We start from the raw sequence: 17,993 nt of genomic DNA on the forward strand, positions 1-17,993 counted from the left end.
ATCGCCGCCAGCGTCTGGCTCGCCATCGGCATGTTCCTCTACAAGGTCGTCCGCCCCTGACCACCCGCCGACCCGTCGCCCGAACGCGACGGGTCGGCGAGAAACCGCAGAAATCACGCTGACCCGTCGTAGATCTACGACGGGTCAGCGTGATCTCGGGCGGTTGGATCGTTCCATTCGGGGCGTGGGCGTGATGTCGCGCACGTCACCCCCTCACAGAGGCGGACGGGTGGCCCGCTGGACGTGACGCGGCGGTAACCTGCGATTGTCTGCTTCAGTCGCATCATCCGGGACCGATCACCGGTGTCACACCGGGTCGGCCCGCCGAGTGCATCAGGAGGGGCCCTCCGGGCCACACCACCATGAACATTGTCGTCTGTGTGAAGTACGTTCCCGACGCCACCGCCGACCGGCGGTTCGAGTCGGACAACACCGTGGACCGCGTCGGCGTCGACGGGCTCCTGTCCGAGCTCGACGAGTACGCCGTCGAGCAGGCCCTCCAGATCAAGGAGAAGCGCGCCGACGGCGACGACGAGGTCACCGTGACCGCGTTGTGCGTCGGCCCCGAGAAGGCCGTGGACGCCGTGCGGAAGGCCCTGCAGATGGGCGCCGACCAGGGTGTCCACGTGACCGACGAGGCCATCGCGGGCTCCGACTACATCGCCACCTCGCTCGTGCTGGCCAAGGCCATCGAGAAGATCGGCGCCGAGACGCCCGTCGACCTCGTCATGTGCGGCATGGCGTCGACCGACGCCTCGGGCAGTGTCGTACCGGCCATGCTCGCCGAGCGGCTCGACCTCCCGCAGGTCACCTTCGCCTCAGTGGTCGAGACCCAGGGCGACCAGGTCCGCGTCAAGCGTGACGGCGACATCGCCACCGAGGTCATCGGCGGCACGATGCCGCTGGTGCTGTCGGTCACCGACCAGACCGGCGAGGCGCGCTACCCGTCGTTCAAGGGCATCATGGCGGCCAAGAAGAAGCCGCTGGAGACCTACTCATTGAGCGACATCGGGGTCGACGCCGGCGAGGTCGGCCTGTCGGTCGCCTGGAGCAGCGTCGAGGACACCACCGAGCGTCCCCCGCGCACCGCCGGCGAGATCGTCAAGGACGAGGACGGGTCGGGCGCCACGGCGCTGACCGAGTTCCTCGTGTCCAAGAAGTTCATCTGAGCGGCTGAGAAGAAGAGAGAGCCACACATGTCTGAAGTACTGGTTGTCGTCGACCACGTCGACGGTGCGGTCAAGAAGCCGACGTTCGAGCTCCTGACCCTCGCGCGTCGCCTCGGCGAGCCGTCGGCGGTGTTCTTCGGCTCGCCCGACAAGGGCGCCGAGGCCGCCGAGAAGCTCGGCAAGCACGGCGCCGACAAGGTCTACGTCATCGACGACGCCGAGATCAAGGGCTACCTCGTGGCGCCCAAGGCCGAGGCCCTGCAGCAGCTCGTCGAGAAGACCTCGCCCGCCGCGGTCCTGTTCGTCTCGGGCTACGAGGGCAAGGAGGTCGCGGCCCGTCTCGCCATCAAGATCGGCGCCGGCCTGATCACCGACGCCGTCGACGTCGAGGACGGTGGCGTGACCACTCAGAGCGTCTTCGCCGGCAGCTACACCGTCAAGGCCAAGGTCACCCAGGGTGTCCCGTTGATCACGGTCAAGCCCAACTCGGCCCCCGTCGAGGAGCCCGGCTCGGCCGGGACGGTCGAGGAGTTCGCCGCGACCATCTCCGACAGCGCCAAGAAGGCCCAGATCGTGGCCTCGCAGCCGCGCAAGGCCTCGGGCCGCCCCGAGCTGACCGAGGCGGCGATCGTCGTCTCCGGCGGCCGTGGCACCGGCGGCGACTTCGCCCCGATCGAGGGCCTCGCCGACGCGCTCGGTGCCGCCGTCGGCGCCTCGCGTGCCGCCGTCGACTCCGGCTGGATGCCCCACAGCTTCCAGGTCGGCCAGACCGGCAAGGTCGTCTCGCCGCAGCTCTACGTCGCCAACGGCATCTCCGGCGCGATCCAGCACCGTGCCGGCATGCAGACGTCCAAGACCATCGTCGCGGTCAACAAGGACGAGGAGGCGCCGATCTTCGAGCTCGTCGACTTCGGCGTCGTGGGCGACCTGCACAAGGTCCTGCCCGCCGCCACCGAGGCCATCGAGTCCCGCAAGGGCTGACAGCCCGCGCACCCGCGTGCGCGTCCTACGACGGCCCGTCATCCTCACGGATGGCGGGCCGTCGACGTGTCAGCGGCGCCGCTTGCGCTGGCGCCTGCGCTGCCGTGGCGTGAGGGGCGGCGCCGGGGGCGGTACGTCCCGTCGGCGCCGCCCTGCGGTCAGGCGGAGCCACGCCCACACGAGGAGCGGGACGTTGGCGAGGACCAGGAAGAAGCCGCCGCGGGTGTAGGCGCCGAGGCTGGTGCCGATCGACCGGCGGCCGCCGGCGCTGTTGATGATGACGGCGACGGGGTCCGTCACGGCGGTGACGCCGTACCAGGTCATCGAGGCCCACAGGCCCGCGAGGCCGACGGTCCACCCCAGCCGCCGGGTCCTCCCGAACGTGGCCAGCACGCCGCCCGCGACCGCGACCCCGAGGAACAGGGTCGCCACGTCGAGCCCCCGGTAGCTGAGCGCCTGGCTGCCGTGGACGACCGCCCACCCGGCGAACGCGAGGGCCAGGGCGCGGCCCACCCAGGCGGCCACCGTCCCCAGGACTGCCGGCACGAGCTCAGGCCCGGTGGATCGCGAACGCCGCGACGAAGCCCAGCGTCGCGACCAGGCCGGTGTAGAGGTGGGTCTCGTCCACGGCCTCGGGGATCATCGTGTCGATCACCATCGCCAGGATCGCGCCGCCGGCCAGCGCGGTGATGACGGCGATCGCCTCGGGGGAGGCGTCCTGCAGCAGCAGGCAGCCGAGCGCCCCGGCGATCCCGCTCGCGACGGCGATGCCGATCCACACCCCGAAGACGTAGCGGGCGGTGCGCCCGTTGCGCTTCATCCCGGCCGCGCTGGACAGGCCCTCGGGCAGGTTGGAGATCGCGATCGCGGCCAGGACCGGTACGCCGACCCCGCCGCCCCCGAGCAGCGACAGTCCCAGCACGACCGACTCGGGGATGCCGTCGAGCAGCGCGCCGACGGCGATCGCGGCGCCGCTGCCGGGCTGCTCGTCCTCGGAGGCCTGCTCGTCGCCGGACCGCTTGCGGTGCCGGGCGCCGCGCCGGTCGAGCACGACGTTGGCGCCGACGTACGCCGTCGCGCCGAGTCCCAGCCCGATGACCGTCGCAGCCAGTCCGCCGCCGGCCTCGGCCTCCTCGACCAGGTCGAAGGCGAGCGCCGAGATCAGCACCCCGGAGCCGAAGGCCATGACCGCGGCCACGACGCGCCTGGGCACCGGCACCATCCACGCGACGGCCGCGCCCAGCACCAGCGTCGAACCGGCCACCGACCCCCACAGCCCCGCCTCGACCCACACCGGCACGGGGTCAGGCCCCCGTCGCAGTGTCGAGGGTGCCGACGGCCGCGGCGACCGCCGGCAGGAGCAGGTCGTACGCCGCCCCGGTCAGGTGCAGGTCGTCCTCGAGGAACGCGCGGGCGCCGAGGGGCTCGAGCAGGGCGACGGTGTCGACGACGACCACGTCGGGGTGTGCCTCCTCGAGGGCGGCGCGTCCCGTGTCGCCGTAGGCCGCCGACTCGGGCAGCGGGGGAGTGACGTAGACCCAGCGGGCCGGGTGCAGCTGGGCGGCGACCTCGGTGATCCTGGCGCCGAAGACGCTGAGGGCGACGTCGTTGGCGGGCATGTCGTCGTTGGTGCCGATCGACAGGACGGCGACGTCGTCGGGGCCCACGCCGACCTGGGCCGCCTGGGCGAGCACGTCGCCGGCGACCGATCCGCCGACGGCGGCGTTGACCACGTCGGGGCCGATCCGGGGGAGGTCCCGCTGCACGCGAGCCAGGTGGCTGTCACCGAGCAAGACGACCCTCACGCGAGGATCGTGCCCTACTAGCCTCGGACGGGTGACCACCCCCACCGACGAGGTGCGCGACCTGGCGCTGCGGGCCCGCGAGGCGTCCTACGACCTCGCGCTCGCGACACGCGCGGCCAAGGACGCTGCCCTGAACGCGATGGCCGACGCCCTGCTTGATCGCAGCGCCGAGCTGCTGGCCGCCAACGCCGACGACGTCGCCCGCGCCGAGGAGGACGGGACGCCACCCCACGTCGTCGACCGGCTCCGGCTCACCGACGACCGGCTCGCGGGCATGGCCCAGGGGCTGCGCGACGTCGCCGGGCTGCCCGACCCGGTCGGCGAGGTCGTGCGCGGCAGCACGCTGGCCAACGGGCTCGAGCTGCGCCAGGTGCGGGTGCCGTTCGGCGTCGTCGGGATGATCTACGAGGCGCGGCCCAACGTGACCGCCGACGCCGCCGGCATCTGTCTCAAGTCCGGCAACGCCGTGCTGCTGCGGGGCAGCGGCAGCGCGTCGGCGTCCAACGCGGCCATCGTCGCGGTGCTGCGCGACGCCGTCGGCTCGACCGGCCTGCCCGCGGACGCCGTGCTGCTCGTGCCGGCCGACACCCGCGAGACGGTCAAGGCGCTGATGCGCGCCCGCGGCCTCGTCGACGTGCTGATCCCGCGCGGGGGAGCGGGCCTGATCCAGTCCGTGGTCGGCGAGTCGACGGTGCCGGTGATCGAGACCGGCGTCGGCAACTGCCACGTCTACGTCGACGCCAGCGCCGACCTCGACCAGGCCCTCGCGGTCGTCCTCAACGCCAAGACCCACCGCACGAGCGTCTGCAACGCCGCCGAGTCGCTGCTCGTCCACGCCGACCTCGTCGAGAGCTTCCTGCCGCGGGTCGTCGCGGCGCTGCAGGACGCCGGCGTCACGGTGCACGGCGACGCGACCGTGGCCCGGCTGCCCGGCGTCGAGCCGGCCACCGACGACGACCACGCGCGGGAGTACCTCTCGATGGACATCTCCGCGGCCGTCGTACCCGACCTCGAGGCCGCCGTCGCCCACATCCGGCGCTTCTCCAGCGGTCACACCGAGGCGATCCTCACCCGCGACCAGGCCGCCGCCCGGCGGTTCGTCGCCGCGGTCGACAGCGCCGCCGTCCTCGTCAACGCCAGCACGAGGTTCACCGACGGCGGCGAGTTCGACTTCGGCGCCGAGATCGGCATCAGCACCCAGAAGCTCCACGCCCGCGGGCCGATGGGGCTGCCCGAGATGACCTCGACCAAGTACGTCGTCACAGGAGACGGGCACGTCCGCTGAGGCGACAACCTCGACGGGTACTGTTCCAGCGTGCCTGACGCGACCCGCGCCACCCACGCCGATCCGGCCGTGGAGCGACTCTGGACCGGGGCCACCGTCATCACGTTCGTGCGCACCATCGCGTCGTTCACGCTCTGCCTGGTCGGTCTCTGGCAGGAGGAGCTGACCTGGCTCGTCGTCGGGCTCGGCGTCTACTGGATCGGCGACATGGCCGACGGCGCCTACGCGCGGCTGCGCGACTGCGAGACGCGCATCGGCGGCGTCATCGACATGCTCTGCGACCGGCTCAACTGCGCCGCGTTCTACCTGTGCTTCGCCGCCCTCGAGCACGAGATGATCCTGCCGGTCGCGGTCTACCTCTTCGAGTTCCTCGTCATCGACTTCTTCCTGTCGCTGGCGTTCCTCGCCTGGCCGATCCGCAGTCCCAACTACTTCTACGAGATCGACCAGCGCATCTACACGTGGAACTGGTCGAAGCCCGCCAAGGCCGTCAACTCGTCGCTCTTCGCCGTGCTCCTGCTGGTGACCGGCTGGTGGGAGCTCGGCCTGGTGATCGCGATCGGTCTCGTCGTCCTCAAGTGCGTCTCGCTGCGCTGGCTGCTCCAGCTCGGGCTGCCCGTGCCCGAGCGGGCGGCGCAACCCACCGGGTAGCGGACCGTGTTCCTGCTGTGGTTGAGCATGTTCGGTCTGAGCATCGCGTCGGCCCTGTTGCCGTTCCTGCCCATCGAGGCGTTCATCGTCGGCGGCGCGGCCGCCCAGCCCGGCGTTCCGGCCGCGATCTCGCTCGGCATCGCCGCAGGAGCGGGCGCCACGGTCGGCAAGATCATCTGGTACCAGCTGGCCCGCCGCGGCTCCGAGTCCGCCTGGGCGCAGAAGAAGCTCTCCTCGCCCAAGGTCAAGGCCGGCTACGAGCGCTGGACGGCTCGGATGGAGGGCCGTCCCGTCTACGCCGGCGTCGTCATGTTCATCGCCGCCTCCGTCGGCATCCCGCCGCTCCTGGCCATGGCCGCGGTCGCCGGGATGCTCAAGATGCCGATGTGGGTCTTCGTGCCGACGGTGTTCGTCGGGCGGTCGCTGCGGTTCGGGCTGCTGTTCCTGGGTGCGGATTTTGCTATTCACTAGTCGTCCGGACGAGCTCGCGGCGGGCGGGACCGTCGGGGTGAGTGCGGGGCGATAGGGTGACGGCATGTCGCTGAGCACCGCCCACGCCGTCGTGACGGCCGTCGCTGCCGAGACCGAGGAGCTCTCCGACCCGGCCGTGCCCGCCTGGGTGATCGGGCTGCTGGCCTTCGGCATCCTCGTCGCCCTGCTGGTCGGCCTGGTCGCCTTCGGCGGAGGACGCGAGCACTCCTGAGATGCGGCTCCGATGACGGTCGCCACCCCACGGCGCCGGGTCGGTGTCATGGGTGGCACGTTCGACCCCATCCACCACGGCCACCTGGTCGCCGCGTCCGAGGTGCAGTCGTGGTTCGACCTCGACGAGGTCGTCTTCGTCCCCACGGGGCGGCCCTGGCAGAAGTCCGACCGCACGGTCTCGCCCGCCGAGCACCGCTACCTGATGACGGTCGTCGCGACCGCCGCCAACCCGCGCTTCCGGGTGTCCCGCGTCGACATCGACCGCGACGGTCCGACGTACACGATCGACACGCTGCAGGACCTCGCTGCCGAGCACCCCGACGCCGACCTGTTCTTCATCACCGGCGCCGACGCACTCTCCGAGATCTTCGGCTGGCGCGACGCGCACCGGCTCTTCGAGCTGGCGCACTTCGTCGGCTGCACGCGCCCCGGGGCCGACCTGCCGTCGTCGACCGTCGAGGCCATCCCGCACGACCGGCTGACCCTCCTCGAGGTGCCGGCCCTCGCCATCAGCTCCACCGACTGCCGTGAGCGGCAGCGCGCCGGACGCCCCGTCTGGTACCTCGTCCCCGACGGTGTGGTGCAGTACATCCACAAGCACCGTCTCTATTCGGAAGTTGCTCCATGACCGCCACCGACCACGCCCTCGAGCTCGTCCACGCCGCCGCCCGCGCGGCCAGCGACAAGCTTGCGCAGCAGATCATCGCCTTCGACGTCAGCGAGCAGCTGGCCATCACCGACGCGTTCGTCATCGCCTCGGCGACCAACGACCGCCAGGTCAAGTCGATCGTCGACGAGATCGAGGACAAGCTGCGCGAGATCGGCGCCAAGCCGATCCGGCGCGAGGGCGAGCGTGACGGGCGCTGGGTGCTCATCGACTACGGCGAGATCGTCGTGCACGTCCAGCACGAGGAGGAGCGGCAGTTCTACGCCCTCGAGCGGCTCTGGCGCGACTGCCCGACCATCACGCTGCCGGCCGACGTCGTCTCCCACGAGCGGTGACCGAGGGTCGCACCCTCGTCCTGCTCCGCCACGGTCGTACGCCGTGGAACCACGCCGGCCGCATCCAGGGCCACCAGGACGTGGGCCTCGACGACGTCGGGCTCGCGCAGGCGGCCCGTACGGCGCCCGTGCTCGCCGCGCTGGCCCCGGCGCTCGTCTGGAGCTCCGACCTGGAGCGCACGCGGCTCACGGCCGCGCCGCTCGGCGACGCGTCCGGCGTACCCGTCACCCATGACGCGCGCCTGCGCGAGTTCGGCTTCGGCGCCTACGAGGCGATGGACCACGTCGAGCTCGAGGCGCGCGACCCCGACAGCTATCACGCGTTGCGCCGCGGCGACTACGACCGCGTCACCCACGCCGAGCCCACCGTCGAGGTGCGCGCGCGGATGGTCGACGCCGCACGGGACCTGCTCGGCCACCTCGAGCCCGGCGGCACCGCCGTCGCGGTCAGTCACGGCGGCTCGATCCGCGTCGCGACGGCCGCGCTGCTCGGCTGGCCCGACGGCCAGCTGCACACCCTGCGCGGCCTCGACAACTGTGGCTGGGCCGTCCTCCACGAGCACCCGAGCGACGGTCTGCTGCGGCTCGCGGCCTACAACCGCACGGCGGGGTAGACCCGATTTCACATCGCCGTGGGGCGTTGGCTAAGGTGTTCCGAGTTCGCGGGGGTGTGGCGCAGCTGGTAGCGCACCTGCATGGCATGCAGGGGGTCAGGGGTTCGAGTCCCCTCACCTCCACCCGAACGCGAGGGCCCGGTCCGAGAGGACCGGGCCTTCGTCGTTGTGGTGGTCCTCGGGCGGGTGCGGCGGCGGGCGGCGGTGGTGTGTGGTCGCGAGCGCGCTGGTCAGGGAGTCCGGACCCTTGTCAGGGGTTTCAACCCCTGACAACGGTCGGAATCCCCGGCCGGCCGGGGAATCCAATACCCCCCGGGGGTATCAACCACCAATCCGGATCAACGTCTGCTGGCCCAGCGCGACGGTGGTGCGGTCGTCACCCGTGACGGCCACGACCTCGAACCGGACCACCGAGAGCGTGCGCCCCGACTTGAGGACGGTGCCGATAGCGTCGAGGTGCTCGCCGACGGCGGGGGCGGTGAGGTTGATCTTGTACTCGACGGTGAGGACCTCGGTGCCCTCGGGCATCAGGGTGAGGGCGGCGTAGCCGCCGGCGCTGTCAGCGATCGCGCTGGTGGCGCCGGCGTGGAAGTAGCCGAGCTGCTGGGTGACGCCGGGGCCGTAGGGGAGCTCGATGCGCACCTCGCCGGGCGCGACCGCGGCGAGCGTCGCCCCGAGGGTCGTCATCAGGCCCTGACGGTCGAAGCTCGCCGCGATCCGTGCCCGGAGGGCCTGGGCGTCCGGGGCGTCGGCCACCTCAGGCACCCGGCGTCGAGCCGCCCGCGACCTCGTAGTTCCAGACCTCGCTGTGGGTCGAGACCGGCCGCGGGGCGTCGCCACCGGCGCGCTCGGCCGCGGAGCGGTGGCCCTCGGCGAACCCGGGGGAGCTCACCCACGCCTGGAACGACTCCTCGTCGCGCCAGCGGGTGATGACGAGCCACTGCTCGCGGTCGTCGGTGGGGCGCAGCAGCTCGAAGCCCTCGAAGCCGTCGGCGCCGTCGACCGCACCGGCCCGGGCGGCGAAGCGGTGTGCGAGCTCGTCGCCGGAGCCGGCAGGGACGGTGATGGCGTTGATCTTGATGGTGGTCACCCGGCCAGCCTGCCAGGTCGGGGGAGGTGGACCCGGTCGCGCGGCAATCCCCGCAACCGCCAGCCGCGCCCAGGATCATCACGTATTCTCCGAGCATGCGTTCACGGGATGGCGCCGTGGCGCACGACCGCTGGCGGGCAGTGATGATGCTGGTCCCTTTCGTGCTGCTGGTGGTGCTGGTCGTGGTGGCTCAGCCCGACGCCCCGGGCGCTCCGTCCGGCGTCGGCCAGACCACGCACGACGGCCACGGCGACGACACCCAGCAGGACATGCAGCACGACATGCAGATGGTCGCCGCGTCGGCGGGCTCCTACGCCGCGTCCGCACCCGTCCTGCCCACCAAGGGCTGGACGGCGCGTGCCGACGCGGCCGCCAAGGGCCACCGCGCCGCGGCGGCGATCGACGGCCGCCCCGCCACCACCTGGATCACCCCGGTCAAGGCCAAGGCGCCGCACGTGCTGACGATCGACACCAAGAGCTCGCGCGCCCTGTCGGGCCTGCGGCTCACGCCTGAGCGCGCCAAGGCCGCGCGCCGGGTCGGTCGCTACACCGTGCAGGTCAGCGTCGGCGGTCGCTGGCGCACCGTGACCACCGGGTTGTGGGCCGACAACGGCAAGGTCAAGACGGCCAGCTTCGCCGCGGTCACCACGCGGTTCGTACGCCTCCTCGTCACCAACGTCCACCTCAAGCGGCGCCCCGTCGCCGTCGCCGAGGTCGCCCTCCTCGGCGCGCCGCTGGGCCCTCCGCTCGCCCGCACCGGCTGGAGCGCCTCGGCCGACTCGCAGGACCCGTCGAAGGCACCCGCGCTCGTCCTCGACGGCAACCCGGCGACCTACTGGCACACCAAGACGACCGACGACCCGCCGCCGCAGCTCCCGCACGCGATCGTCATCGACACGACCGCGCCCCGGCTGCTCAGCGCGATCAGCTACACCCCGCGCCAGGACGGGCAGGGATCGGGCCGCATCGGCGCCTACGTCGTCGAGACCAGCCTCGACGGCGTGACCTGGCGCCGCGCCACCGCGGGCACCTGGGCCGACGACGCCACGACCAAGACGGTGCCGATCCCGACGGTGACCGCCCGGTTCGTGCGCCTGCGGGCGACCTCGGAGGCCGGTCGCCGAGGACCGTGGTCGAGCGCGGCCGAGATCAACCTCTACGGCCCGGCGGCTGGTCCGTCGCTCGACCCGACCGGCTGGACCGTCAAGGCCGACGCCGCCACGAGCGCCAACCCGCCGGCCCGCGTGCTCGACGGCAACCAGGCCACGATCTGGCAGACGCCGACCGCCCGCGGCAGCAAGGGTCTCCCGCACACGCTGACCATCGACACCAGGACCCGCTACCGGTTCACCGGACTCACCTACGTCCCGCGGCAGGACTCCTCGCCCAACGGCATCATCGGCCGCTACCGCATCGACGTCAGCGACAACGGGACGACGTGGGCCACCAGGGGCAGCGGCACCTGGGCCGACGACCGCACGGTCAAGACGGCGCGGATCACCGCCACGGCGGCGCGCTACGTCCGGCTGGTCGCCCTGACCGAGGCCGGCGGCCGCGGCCCGTGGACCAGCGCGGCCGAGGTGCGGCTCAACGGCACCGTGGTCGACCCCGGCACCCGTGGCACCTGGGGCCCCGTCATCGGGCTGCCCATCGTGCCGACGTCGGCGATCCTGCTGCCCAACGACAAGGTGCTGACGTTCTCGGCGGCGTTCGCCACCGACTTCGACATCGACCTCACCAATGTCACCCAGATCTCGATCATCGACCTCAAGGACCTCGACGGCGGCCAGCCGGGCCAGCGCGAGGTCAGCAACACCGGGCACCAGATGTTCTGCACCGGGCTGTCGATCCTCGAGGACGGCCGGGTGCTCATCACCGGTGGCTCGACGTCGTCCAACTCCACGATCTACGACCCGGTGGCCGACACGTTCACCACCGCGCCCCAGATGAAGGTCGGACGCGGCTACCAGACGTCGGTGACGCTCTCCAACGGCGGTGTCTTCACCATCGGCGGCTCGTGGAGCGGTGGCATCGACGGCGTCAACGGCGTGAACAAGAACGGCGAGGTGCTCGACGAGGGCGCCACCTCATGGCGCAGCCTGCCCGGCACCAGCAACGCGGCGATCCTCACCGACGACGGCGAGGCGGGCAACAACTATCGGCGCGACAACCACGCGTGGCTCTTCGCCGCGTCGGGGGGGCGGGTCTTCCACGCCGGGCCGAGCAACCAGATGAACTGGTTCGAGACGACCGGCAGCGGGTCCACCATCTCGGCGGGTGACCGGGGCGACGCGCGCGACCAGATGAACGGCAACGCGGTCATGTACGACACCGACAAGATCCTCACCCTCGGTGGGTCCCCGGCCTACGGCTACTCCGACGCCACCGACGACGCGCACACGATCGACATCAGCGCCGGCTACCCGCAGGACCCGGTCGTGACCAAGACCGGCTCGATGGCGCAGCGGCGGGCGTTCGTCAACAGCGTGGTGCTGCCCGATGCCTCCGTGCTGGTCACCGGCGGGCAGTCCTACGCCGTCCCGTTCACCGACACCACCGCCCAGCTGAGCTCGGAGCTGTGGACCCCGTCCACCGGGACGTTCCGGACCCTGGCCGCCGAGGCGGTCCCACGGACCTACCACTCGTTCTCGCTGCTGCTCGCGGACGGCCGGGTCCTCAGCGGCGGTGGCGGGCTGACGCCCAACAGCGAGGTCAACCACCCCGACGTCCAGGTGATGACTCCGCCCTACCTGCTCGAGAAGGACGGCAGCCTGCGTCCGCGGCCCGCCATCACGAGCACCGTGCCGGCCACCGTGGCGGCCGGCGGCACGGTGCGGGTCACCACCGACCGGCCGGTGGCGTCGTGGGCGATGGTGCGCGTCGGCACCTCGACCCACTCGATCAACAGCGACCAGCGCCGGTTCGTGCCGGCTACGACCGCCGTCGCCCCGGCCGGTAGCAACACCGTCGACCTGACGGTGCCGGCCGACCGTGGCGTCTCGGTGCCCGGTCCCTACCTGCTCTTCGCGCTCGACGCCAACGGGACGCCCAGCGTCGCGAAGTGGATCCGCGTCCCCTGATCACTACGAGACCGTGAGCTCGCGCCAGTCCACCTCGGCCGTGCGCTCCTGGTACTCCGCGACCTTGCCCGGCCAGTTCGTCGTGATGCGCGGGCCGTCGACGTACCAGCTGTCGCAGCCGTTCCACGCCGAGTCGCGCAGCCGCGACTGCATCTCGCGGTCGTAGGCCTCGGCGACCTCGGGCCGGACCTCGACCTTGCGCGACCCGGTCCCGAGCCCGAGCTTGGACACAGCCTCGGCGACGTAGCCGGCCTGGGCCTCCATCATGCCGATGATCGAGCTGCCGCCGAGGTTGGTGTTGGGACCGTAGATGCAGAACAGGTTGGGGAAGCCGGGGACGGTGAGCCCGAGGTGGGCGTGGGCGCCGTCGCTCCAGACCTCGTGGAGGTCGACACCGTCGACCCCGGTCACGGCCACGCCGGCCAGGAAGCCGGTCGCCGCGAAGCCGGTGCCCCAGATGATCACGTCGGCCTCGTGCAGGGTGCCGTCGTCGGTGCGGATGCCGTCGGCCTCGACCCCGGTGACGGCGTGGGTGACGACGTCGACGTGGTCGCGGGCCAGCGCGGGGTACCACTCGTTGGAGAACAGGATCCGCTTGCAGCCGATCTCGTAGTCGGGCACGAGCTTGGCGCGCAGCGCCGCGTCGGGCACCTGGCGGCGCAGGTGGACCTTCCACGCGGCGCGCACGGCACCGAGCAGGGCCTTGGACCAGCCGACCTGGCCGCTGAGCGCGGCGTTGAGCTTCTCGGTGAGCCAGAAGACGGTCCGCCGCTCGCCGGTGAGCAGGGACGGCCAACGGTCGAACGCCCGGTGGTGGTGAGGCTTGTACTCCTGGTCCGGCTTGGGCACGACGTAGGGCGCGGAGCGCTGGAAGACGGTCATCGTGCCGACGCGGTCGACGATGCCTGGCACGAACTGGATCGCGCTCGCGCCCGTGCCGACGACCGCGACCCGCTGGCCGGCTAGGTCGACGTCGTGGCGCCACTGCGCGGAGTGGAACGTCGGACCCGCGAAGTCCTCGATGCCGGGGAGGCGAGGCACCACCGGGTTGGAGAGCTGGCCGAGGGCCGGGACGACCACGTCGGCGTCGTACGTCGTCCCGTCGGCGCACGCGACCTGCCAGGTCGCGGTGTCGGCGTCCCAGGTGCAGGAGGTGACCTCGGCGCCGGTGACGACGAGGTCGGTCAGCCCTTCGCGCTCGGCGGCGTCGCGGAGGTAGGCGAGGATCTCGGGCTGCTGGGAGTAGCGCCGGCCCCACGCGGGGTTGATCGCCCACGACCACGAGTAGAGCGGCGACGGCACGTCGCAGGCCGCGCCCGGGTAGGTGTTGTCGCGCCAGACCCCGCCGACCGCGTCGGAGCGCTCGAGGATCGTGACGTCGGTGATCCCGCGCTCGCGGAGGGCGCGTGCGGCGCCGAGGCCGCCGAAGCCGGCTCCGACGACCACGACGCGGGGACTGCTGGTGTCTGGCATGCCTCGAACCTAGGCCGCTCCGACGGACCCCCAACAGGGTCGCGGGGCGATCGGGTTGATAATTCCGGACATGCGTCTCGAGCCCGCCGCCGACGACTGGACGTTCGCCCGCGCGGCGGCCGGGATCGTCGTGCTCTGCCGCTACGGCGCGGCCCACGGCCTCGGCGCCCGGCGCTGCCTGGCGGGCACCGGCCTGGCGCCCCACGACCTCGACGATCCGGACCGCGAGGTCACGGCCGCCCAGGAGCTCCGTGTGGTGCGCACGCTGCGCCGTGAGCTCGGCGAGGTGGGGCTCGCGGTCGGCGCGACCTATCGGGCCGGCACCTTCGGCGCCTTCGGGTTCGCCGTGCAGTCCTCGCGCACCGTGCTCGACGCCATGGCGACCGCGGCCCACTTCATCGACCTGTCGTTCGCCTTCGCGATCCCGAGCGCGGAGGTCGTCGGCGACCTCGTGGTGGTCGAGCACGACGGTGCCGGCCTGCCCCGCGACGTACGCCGGTTCCTGCTGGAGCGCGACGCCGAGGCGGTGCGACAGGTGCTCGACGGGCTCGTGCCGGGCGGGGTCGGCGCGGTCCTCGAGGTGGGGGACGAACGGGCCCGGGTGACGTTCGGCGCCGACCAGCTCGACCGACCGCTGCCCGACCGCAGTGCCGAGGGTCTGCGCACCGCCGAGGAGGTCTGCCGCGACGTGGTCGACCGCCGCCGGGCGCGCACCGGGCTCGCGGCCGACGTACGCGTGCTCGTCACCCAGCGGCTGCGCGACGGCGCCCCGATGGCCGACGTCGCCGGGGGTCTGGGCTGGACCGAGCGGACGCTGCGCCGGCGGCTCGCCGCGGAGGGGGTCGGCTACCGCGAGCTGGTCGACGAGGTGCGCTCGTCGATGGCGGCTGCCCTCACGGCCGGGCGGGCGACGCTGCCGGTCGCCGAGCTCGCGGGGCGTCTCGGCTACGGCAGCGCGCCGGCCTACCTGCACGCGCGGGCACGCTGGGCCGACGACGGACCGGGCCGACGCCCGTCCTGAGATCAGGAGCGGACGCCGGCCCGGCGGGAGGGGAGGTGGTGCGGGTCAGCGGGTGGTGCGGACCGTCCGGCTGTCGGTGGCCGAGCCGCCGGGACCGGTGACGGTGACCTTGACGACCAGCGGGCCGGTCACCTTCCTGGCGGTCCTGAGCCGGGTGTCGCCCCCGCGGGACGGGAGCACCTTGGTGAGGATCAGCTTGCCCTTGTTGCGGAGCGTGACGGTGACCTTGGTGGCGCCGGCGGCGGCCACCGAGATCGGCAGGCCCCTCTTCTTCAGCGAGGCCGCGGGGACCGATCCGAGCGAGGCGACCTGGACGGCCGGCTCGAGGGGGGTCGGCTCGCCGGGACCCGGCAGCGTGCTCGGCTCCCGGCCGAGGAGGGTGCCGAACAGGTCGGTCTGGTCGATGACGCCGGTGACGTTGGCGGCCTGGGGACCCGAGGCGGCCACCCGGATCTGGGTGCCGGTGTGGTCGGAGCCGACCGCGTTGGTGGAGTAGGCCACCGACATGGGGTCGCCGTCGACCGTCTGGACGGTCGCGGTCTGGCGGCCGTCGTCGGCCGGGTTGGCCACGATCTGCGTCGAGTGGGCGTGGTCGCCCGTGACGATGACGAGCGTGTCGGGGTGGTCGGCCTGGTAGTCCAGGGCCACCTGGACGGTCTCGTCGAGCTCGACGAGGTCACCGATCGCGCCGCAGATGTCGGAGGAGTGCTCCTGCTTGTCGATCATCGCGCTCTCGGACTGCAGGAAGAAGCCCTTGTCGTTGTCGAGCAGGTCGATGGCCTTCGCGGTCATCGTCGACAGGTCGGGCTGGTTGCCGCGGTCGGCGTCGGTGCACTTCGTGGTCGGGCCGCCCGAGCCCGGGGGAGGGGTGGCGACGAGCGGGTTGAAGCGCGGGGTCATGTTGCCGCCGGTGAAGAGGCCGAGGACGGGGCCGGCCTCGAGCGAGGTGACGGCGTCCAGCGCGGCCTTGTCCTCGACGAGGCGGTAGCCCTTGGTGGCCGCGTCGGCGAGCACCGTGGGACCGGCGTCGGTGGCCTGGGCGAAGCGGTTCTTGCCGCCGCCCAGGAGGACGTCGATCTCGTGGTCGACGAGCTGCTCGGCGACCGAGCCGAGACCGCCGGCCGACTTCTTCTCCACGGCGCAGACGGTCATGTCCGTCGGGCCCTGGCAGGCGCGCTGGCTGATGTGCGACGCGGCGGCGGCCGGGGTGGCGTCGGTGAGCTCGGCGGTCGACACGTCGCCGACGAGCTTGCCCTGCTCCTGGTAGTGCTCGAGCACGGTCTTGTAGTTCTCGCCGGGGGTCGTGGCGAGGGCGCTGGGGCCCTGCGAGAGCCGGCCGTCGATCGTCTTCTTGCCGGTCGACCAGCCGCTGGCGGTCGGGGCGGAGTCGGAGACGTAGGCGATGGGGTAGTCGGGCCCGGCGCCGGCCTTGAGGCCGTAGGTCGTCATCGCGCCCGTGAAGGGGAGGGAGTCGAGCGCCGGGAAGCGTCCACCGGCGCCGTACTGGTAGTTGCGGGCGGCGGTGATCATCGAGTCGTCCATGCCGTCGCCGATGATGAGGATGACGTTGCGCGGCTTGGCCGGGTCGATCGCGGCCGCCAGGTCGGCCGAGCGGTCCTCGGTGAAGCCGGTCGGGACGCGAGCGGGGGCGCCGGGGCCCGCGGTCGCCGCCGTCACGCCGAGGGTGGCGGTGGCGGCCACGGCGGCCACGAGCAGGGTCGTACGTGTGCGTCGCACAGGTGGTTCCTTTCGTTGGATGTCCACGCGCAACCTCTCGGTACCGGCCAGCGGCCAGGGGTCGGTGAGGGAACCGGCGGGTGACGATCAGGTGGCCGGTGGGCGACGACGTACGGACCCCACGACGGGGACGGCCCGCCACCTCACGAGGGGGGGCGGGCCGTCGGAGGTCCAGCGGTGCGGGCTACTTCACCTCGTCGAGCTTGCCGGTCGCGACGTCGAAGACGAAGCCGCGGACCTGGTCGGTGTGGGGGATGAACGGGCTGGAGGTGATGCGGGCGATCGAGTCACGGACGTCCTGCTCGGCGTCGGGGAACGCCTCGGACTCCCACTCCGGCCGCTCGCCGACCTCGGCCGCGATGCCGTCGCGGAACTCGGTGTCGTCGAAGGTCACCATGCCGCAGTCGGTGTGGTGGATGAGCACGATCTCCTTGGTGCCGAGCAGGCGCTGGCTGATCGCGAGCGACCGGATCTCGTCGGCGGTGACGACCCCGCCGGCGTTGCGGATCACGTGGGACTCGCCGTCCTGGAGGCCGAGGATCGCGTAGACGTCGAGGCGGGCGTCCATGCACGCGAGCACGGCGATGTTCTTGGACGGCGGGAGCGGCAGCGGGCCGCTGAAGCTCTCGGCGTACGCGGCGTTGTTCTCGAGCAGCTGGTCGGTGACGGACATGTCTCTCCTACGGGGTCTGGCGGGGGCTCCCGTCAATGTAGACCAAGCCGATCGAGAAACACGAGGACGTCAGGTGATGGTCATCCCGCCGTCGACGGCGAGCGTCTGGCCGGTGACGTAGCCGCCGGCGGCGGACGCGAGGAACACCACGGTCGCGGCCAGCTCGGCCGGGTCGCCCTTGCGACCGGCGGGGATCCGCGGCAGCTGCGAGTCGAGGTAGCCGTCGGGGTACTGGTCGGTCATCTCCGAGAGGAAGAAGCCGGGGGCGATGGCGTTGACGCGGATGCCCTTGCGGCCGGTCCACTGCTGGGCCAGGTCGCGGGTCAGGCCGATCAGGCCGGCCTTCGACGCTGCGTAGGCCGCCTGGGGGAGTGCTGCCGTGGTGATGCCGAGGACCGAGGAGATGTTGATGATGCTCGAGCCCGGCTGCATGACCCGGCCGCACGCCTGGGCCATCCAGTAGCAGCCGTTGAGGTTGACGTCGATCACGCCCCGGAACTGCTCGGGCGTCTCGCGCGTGGCGGGCACGGCGGTCCCGATCCCGGCGTTGTTGACGAGGATGTCGACGCGGCCGAACTCCTCCATCGCCAGGGCGACGAGGTTGCTGCACGAGTCGGGGTCGGCGACGTCGGTGGCGACCGTCAGGGCCCGGCGGCCGGCCGCCTCGACCAGCGCGGCAGTGTCGGCGAGCCGGTCGACGCGGCGCG

The 17,993-nt window shown here is 72.2% G+C and carries 20 protein-coding genes and 1 tRNA gene; 12 read left to right on the forward strand and 9 right to left on the reverse strand.

Going from position 1 to position 17,993, the window contains the following annotated elements; translation table 11 throughout:
- Window positions 1-362 precede the first annotated feature (362 nt).
- Together Q7T52_RS14990 and Q7T52_RS14995 are read left to right on the forward strand one after the other, a co-directional pair.
- Window positions 363-1,169: an electron transfer flavoprotein subunit beta/FixA family protein gene (locus Q7T52_RS14990; protein ID WP_304803858.1), complete on the forward strand. Its 807-nt coding sequence runs from the start codon at window positions 363-365 to the stop codon at window positions 1,167-1,169.
- 27 nt (window positions 1,170-1,196) lie between these two features.
- Window positions 1,197-2,150, forward strand: coding sequence for an electron transfer flavoprotein subunit alpha/FixB family protein (locus Q7T52_RS14995; RefSeq protein ID WP_304803860.1), 954 nt, complete (start codon window positions 1,197-1,199; stop codon window positions 2,148-2,150).
- Between the two features lie 69 nt (window positions 2,151-2,219).
- Here Q7T52_RS14995 and Q7T52_RS15000 read toward each other — a convergent pair whose 3' ends face one another.
- Genes Q7T52_RS15000 through Q7T52_RS15010 form a run of 3 tightly spaced genes read right to left on the reverse strand, consistent with a single transcriptional unit; the run spans window position 2,220 to window position 3,955 of the window.
- Window positions 2,220-2,696, reverse strand: a complete 477-nt coding sequence (locus Q7T52_RS15000) for a hypothetical protein (protein ID WP_304803862.1) — start codon at window positions 2,694-2,696, stop codon at window positions 2,220-2,222.
- Between the two features lie 4 nt (window positions 2,697-2,700).
- Entirely contained in the window at window positions 2,701-3,444 is a 744-nt protein-coding gene (locus tag Q7T52_RS15005) for a ZIP family metal transporter (protein ID WP_304803864.1), read from the reverse strand.
- 10 nt (window positions 3,445-3,454) lie between these two features.
- Window positions 3,455-3,955, reverse strand: coding sequence for an SGNH/GDSL hydrolase family protein (locus Q7T52_RS15010; RefSeq protein WP_304803866.1), 501 nt, complete (start codon window positions 3,953-3,955; stop codon window positions 3,455-3,457).
- Window positions 3,956-3,986: 31 nt separating this feature from the next.
- Here Q7T52_RS15010 and Q7T52_RS15015 point away from each other — a divergent pair, with 31 nt between their 5' ends.
- The 8 genes from Q7T52_RS15015 to Q7T52_RS15050 all read left to right on the forward strand — a co-directional run bounded on the left by Q7T52_RS15015 (window position 3,987) and on the right by Q7T52_RS15050 (window position 8,335).
- Window positions 3,987-5,240 (forward strand): glutamate-5-semialdehyde dehydrogenase, encoded by a 1,254-nt coding sequence (locus tag Q7T52_RS15015; RefSeq protein ID WP_304803868.1) that lies wholly within the window; start codon window positions 3,987-3,989, stop codon window positions 5,238-5,240.
- A gap of 30 nt (window positions 5,241-5,270) precedes the next feature.
- Window positions 5,271-5,891 (forward strand): CDP-alcohol phosphatidyltransferase family protein, encoded by a 621-nt coding sequence (locus Q7T52_RS15020; RefSeq protein ID WP_304803870.1) that lies wholly within the window; start codon window positions 5,271-5,273, stop codon window positions 5,889-5,891.
- Between the two features lie 27 nt (window positions 5,892-5,918).
- Window positions 5,919-6,362, forward strand: a complete 444-nt coding sequence (locus Q7T52_RS15025; RefSeq protein WP_304803872.1) for a VTT domain-containing protein — start codon at window positions 5,919-5,921, stop codon at window positions 6,360-6,362.
- Window positions 6,363-6,426: 64 nt separating this feature from the next.
- Entirely contained in the window at window positions 6,427-6,594 is a 168-nt protein-coding gene (locus tag Q7T52_RS15030; RefSeq protein WP_304803873.1) for a hypothetical protein, read from the forward strand.
- Window positions 6,595-6,606: 12 nt separating this feature from the next.
- Window positions 6,607-7,224 carry a nicotinate-nucleotide adenylyltransferase gene (nadD, locus tag Q7T52_RS15035; RefSeq protein ID WP_304803875.1) on the forward strand — a complete coding sequence of 206 codons (618 nt, stop codon included), beginning with the start codon at window positions 6,607-6,609 and terminating at the stop codon, window positions 7,222-7,224.
- Window positions 7,221-7,598 carry a ribosome silencing factor gene (gene rsfS, locus Q7T52_RS15040; protein WP_304803877.1) on the forward strand — a complete coding sequence of 126 codons (378 nt, stop codon included), beginning with the start codon at window positions 7,221-7,223 and terminating at the stop codon, window positions 7,596-7,598. Before nadD ends, rsfS begins: the two co-directional genes overlap by 4 nt.
- On the forward strand, window positions 7,595-8,212 hold the full coding sequence (locus tag Q7T52_RS15045; RefSeq protein WP_304803879.1) for a histidine phosphatase family protein: 618 nt from the start codon (window positions 7,595-7,597) through the stop codon (window positions 8,210-8,212). Before rsfS ends, Q7T52_RS15045 begins: the two co-directional genes overlap by 4 nt.
- A gap of 50 nt (window positions 8,213-8,262) precedes the next feature.
- Window positions 8,263-8,335 (forward strand) — tRNA-Ala (locus Q7T52_RS15050).
- Window positions 8,336-8,533: 198 nt separating this feature from the next.
- Here Q7T52_RS15050 and Q7T52_RS15055 read toward each other — a convergent pair.
- Together Q7T52_RS15055 and Q7T52_RS15060 are read right to left on the reverse strand one after the other, a co-directional pair.
- Entirely contained in the window at window positions 8,534-8,968 is a 435-nt protein-coding gene (locus tag Q7T52_RS15055; protein ID WP_304803881.1) for a PaaI family thioesterase, read from the reverse strand.
- A 1-nt stretch (window position 8,969) separates the two neighbouring features.
- Window positions 8,970-9,302: an antibiotic biosynthesis monooxygenase gene (locus Q7T52_RS15060; RefSeq protein WP_304803882.1), complete on the reverse strand. Its 333-nt coding sequence runs from the start codon at window positions 9,300-9,302 to the stop codon at window positions 8,970-8,972.
- Window positions 9,303-9,397: 95 nt separating this feature from the next.
- Between Q7T52_RS15060 and Q7T52_RS15065 the strand changes: the two genes are divergently transcribed.
- A complete protein-coding gene (locus Q7T52_RS15065) occupies window positions 9,398-12,382 on the forward strand; it encodes a discoidin domain-containing protein (protein ID WP_304803884.1) in 2,985 nt (994 codons plus the stop codon).
- Between the two features lie 3 nt (window positions 12,383-12,385).
- On the opposite strand, the gene Q7T52_RS15070 is transcribed toward Q7T52_RS15065, so the two are convergent.
- Window positions 12,386-13,855: an NAD(P)/FAD-dependent oxidoreductase gene (locus Q7T52_RS15070; protein WP_304803886.1), complete on the reverse strand. Its 1,470-nt coding sequence runs from the start codon at window positions 13,853-13,855 to the stop codon at window positions 12,386-12,388.
- 70 nt (window positions 13,856-13,925) lie between these two features.
- Here Q7T52_RS15070 and Q7T52_RS15075 point away from each other — a divergent pair, with 70 nt between their 5' ends.
- On the forward strand, window positions 13,926-14,876 hold the full coding sequence (locus Q7T52_RS15075; RefSeq protein ID WP_304803887.1) for an AraC family transcriptional regulator ligand-binding domain-containing protein: 951 nt from the start codon (window positions 13,926-13,928) through the stop codon (window positions 14,874-14,876).
- A 45-nt stretch (window positions 14,877-14,921) separates the two neighbouring features.
- On the opposite strand, the gene Q7T52_RS15080 is transcribed toward Q7T52_RS15075, so the two are convergent.
- The 3 genes from Q7T52_RS15080 to Q7T52_RS15090 form a co-directional block, all read right to left on the reverse strand.
- Window positions 14,922-16,613, reverse strand: a complete 1,692-nt coding sequence (locus Q7T52_RS15080; protein WP_304803891.1) for an alkaline phosphatase — start codon at window positions 16,611-16,613, stop codon at window positions 14,922-14,924.
- Window positions 16,614-16,797: 184 nt separating this feature from the next.
- Complete coding sequence (locus Q7T52_RS15085) at window positions 16,798-17,286, reverse strand: carbonic anhydrase (protein WP_304803893.1); 489 nt, start codon at window positions 17,284-17,286, stop codon at window positions 16,798-16,800.
- Window positions 17,287-17,355: 69 nt separating this feature from the next.
- Window positions 17,356-17,993, reverse strand: a 638-nt coding sequence (locus Q7T52_RS15090; protein ID WP_304803895.1) for an SDR family NAD(P)-dependent oxidoreductase, incomplete at its 5' end; no start/stop codon positions are given.

The sequence above is a fragment of the Nocardioides sp. genome, assembly GCF_030655615.1.
Taxonomy (GTDB): domain Bacteria; phylum Actinomycetota; class Actinomycetes; order Propionibacteriales; family Nocardioidaceae; genus Nocardioides.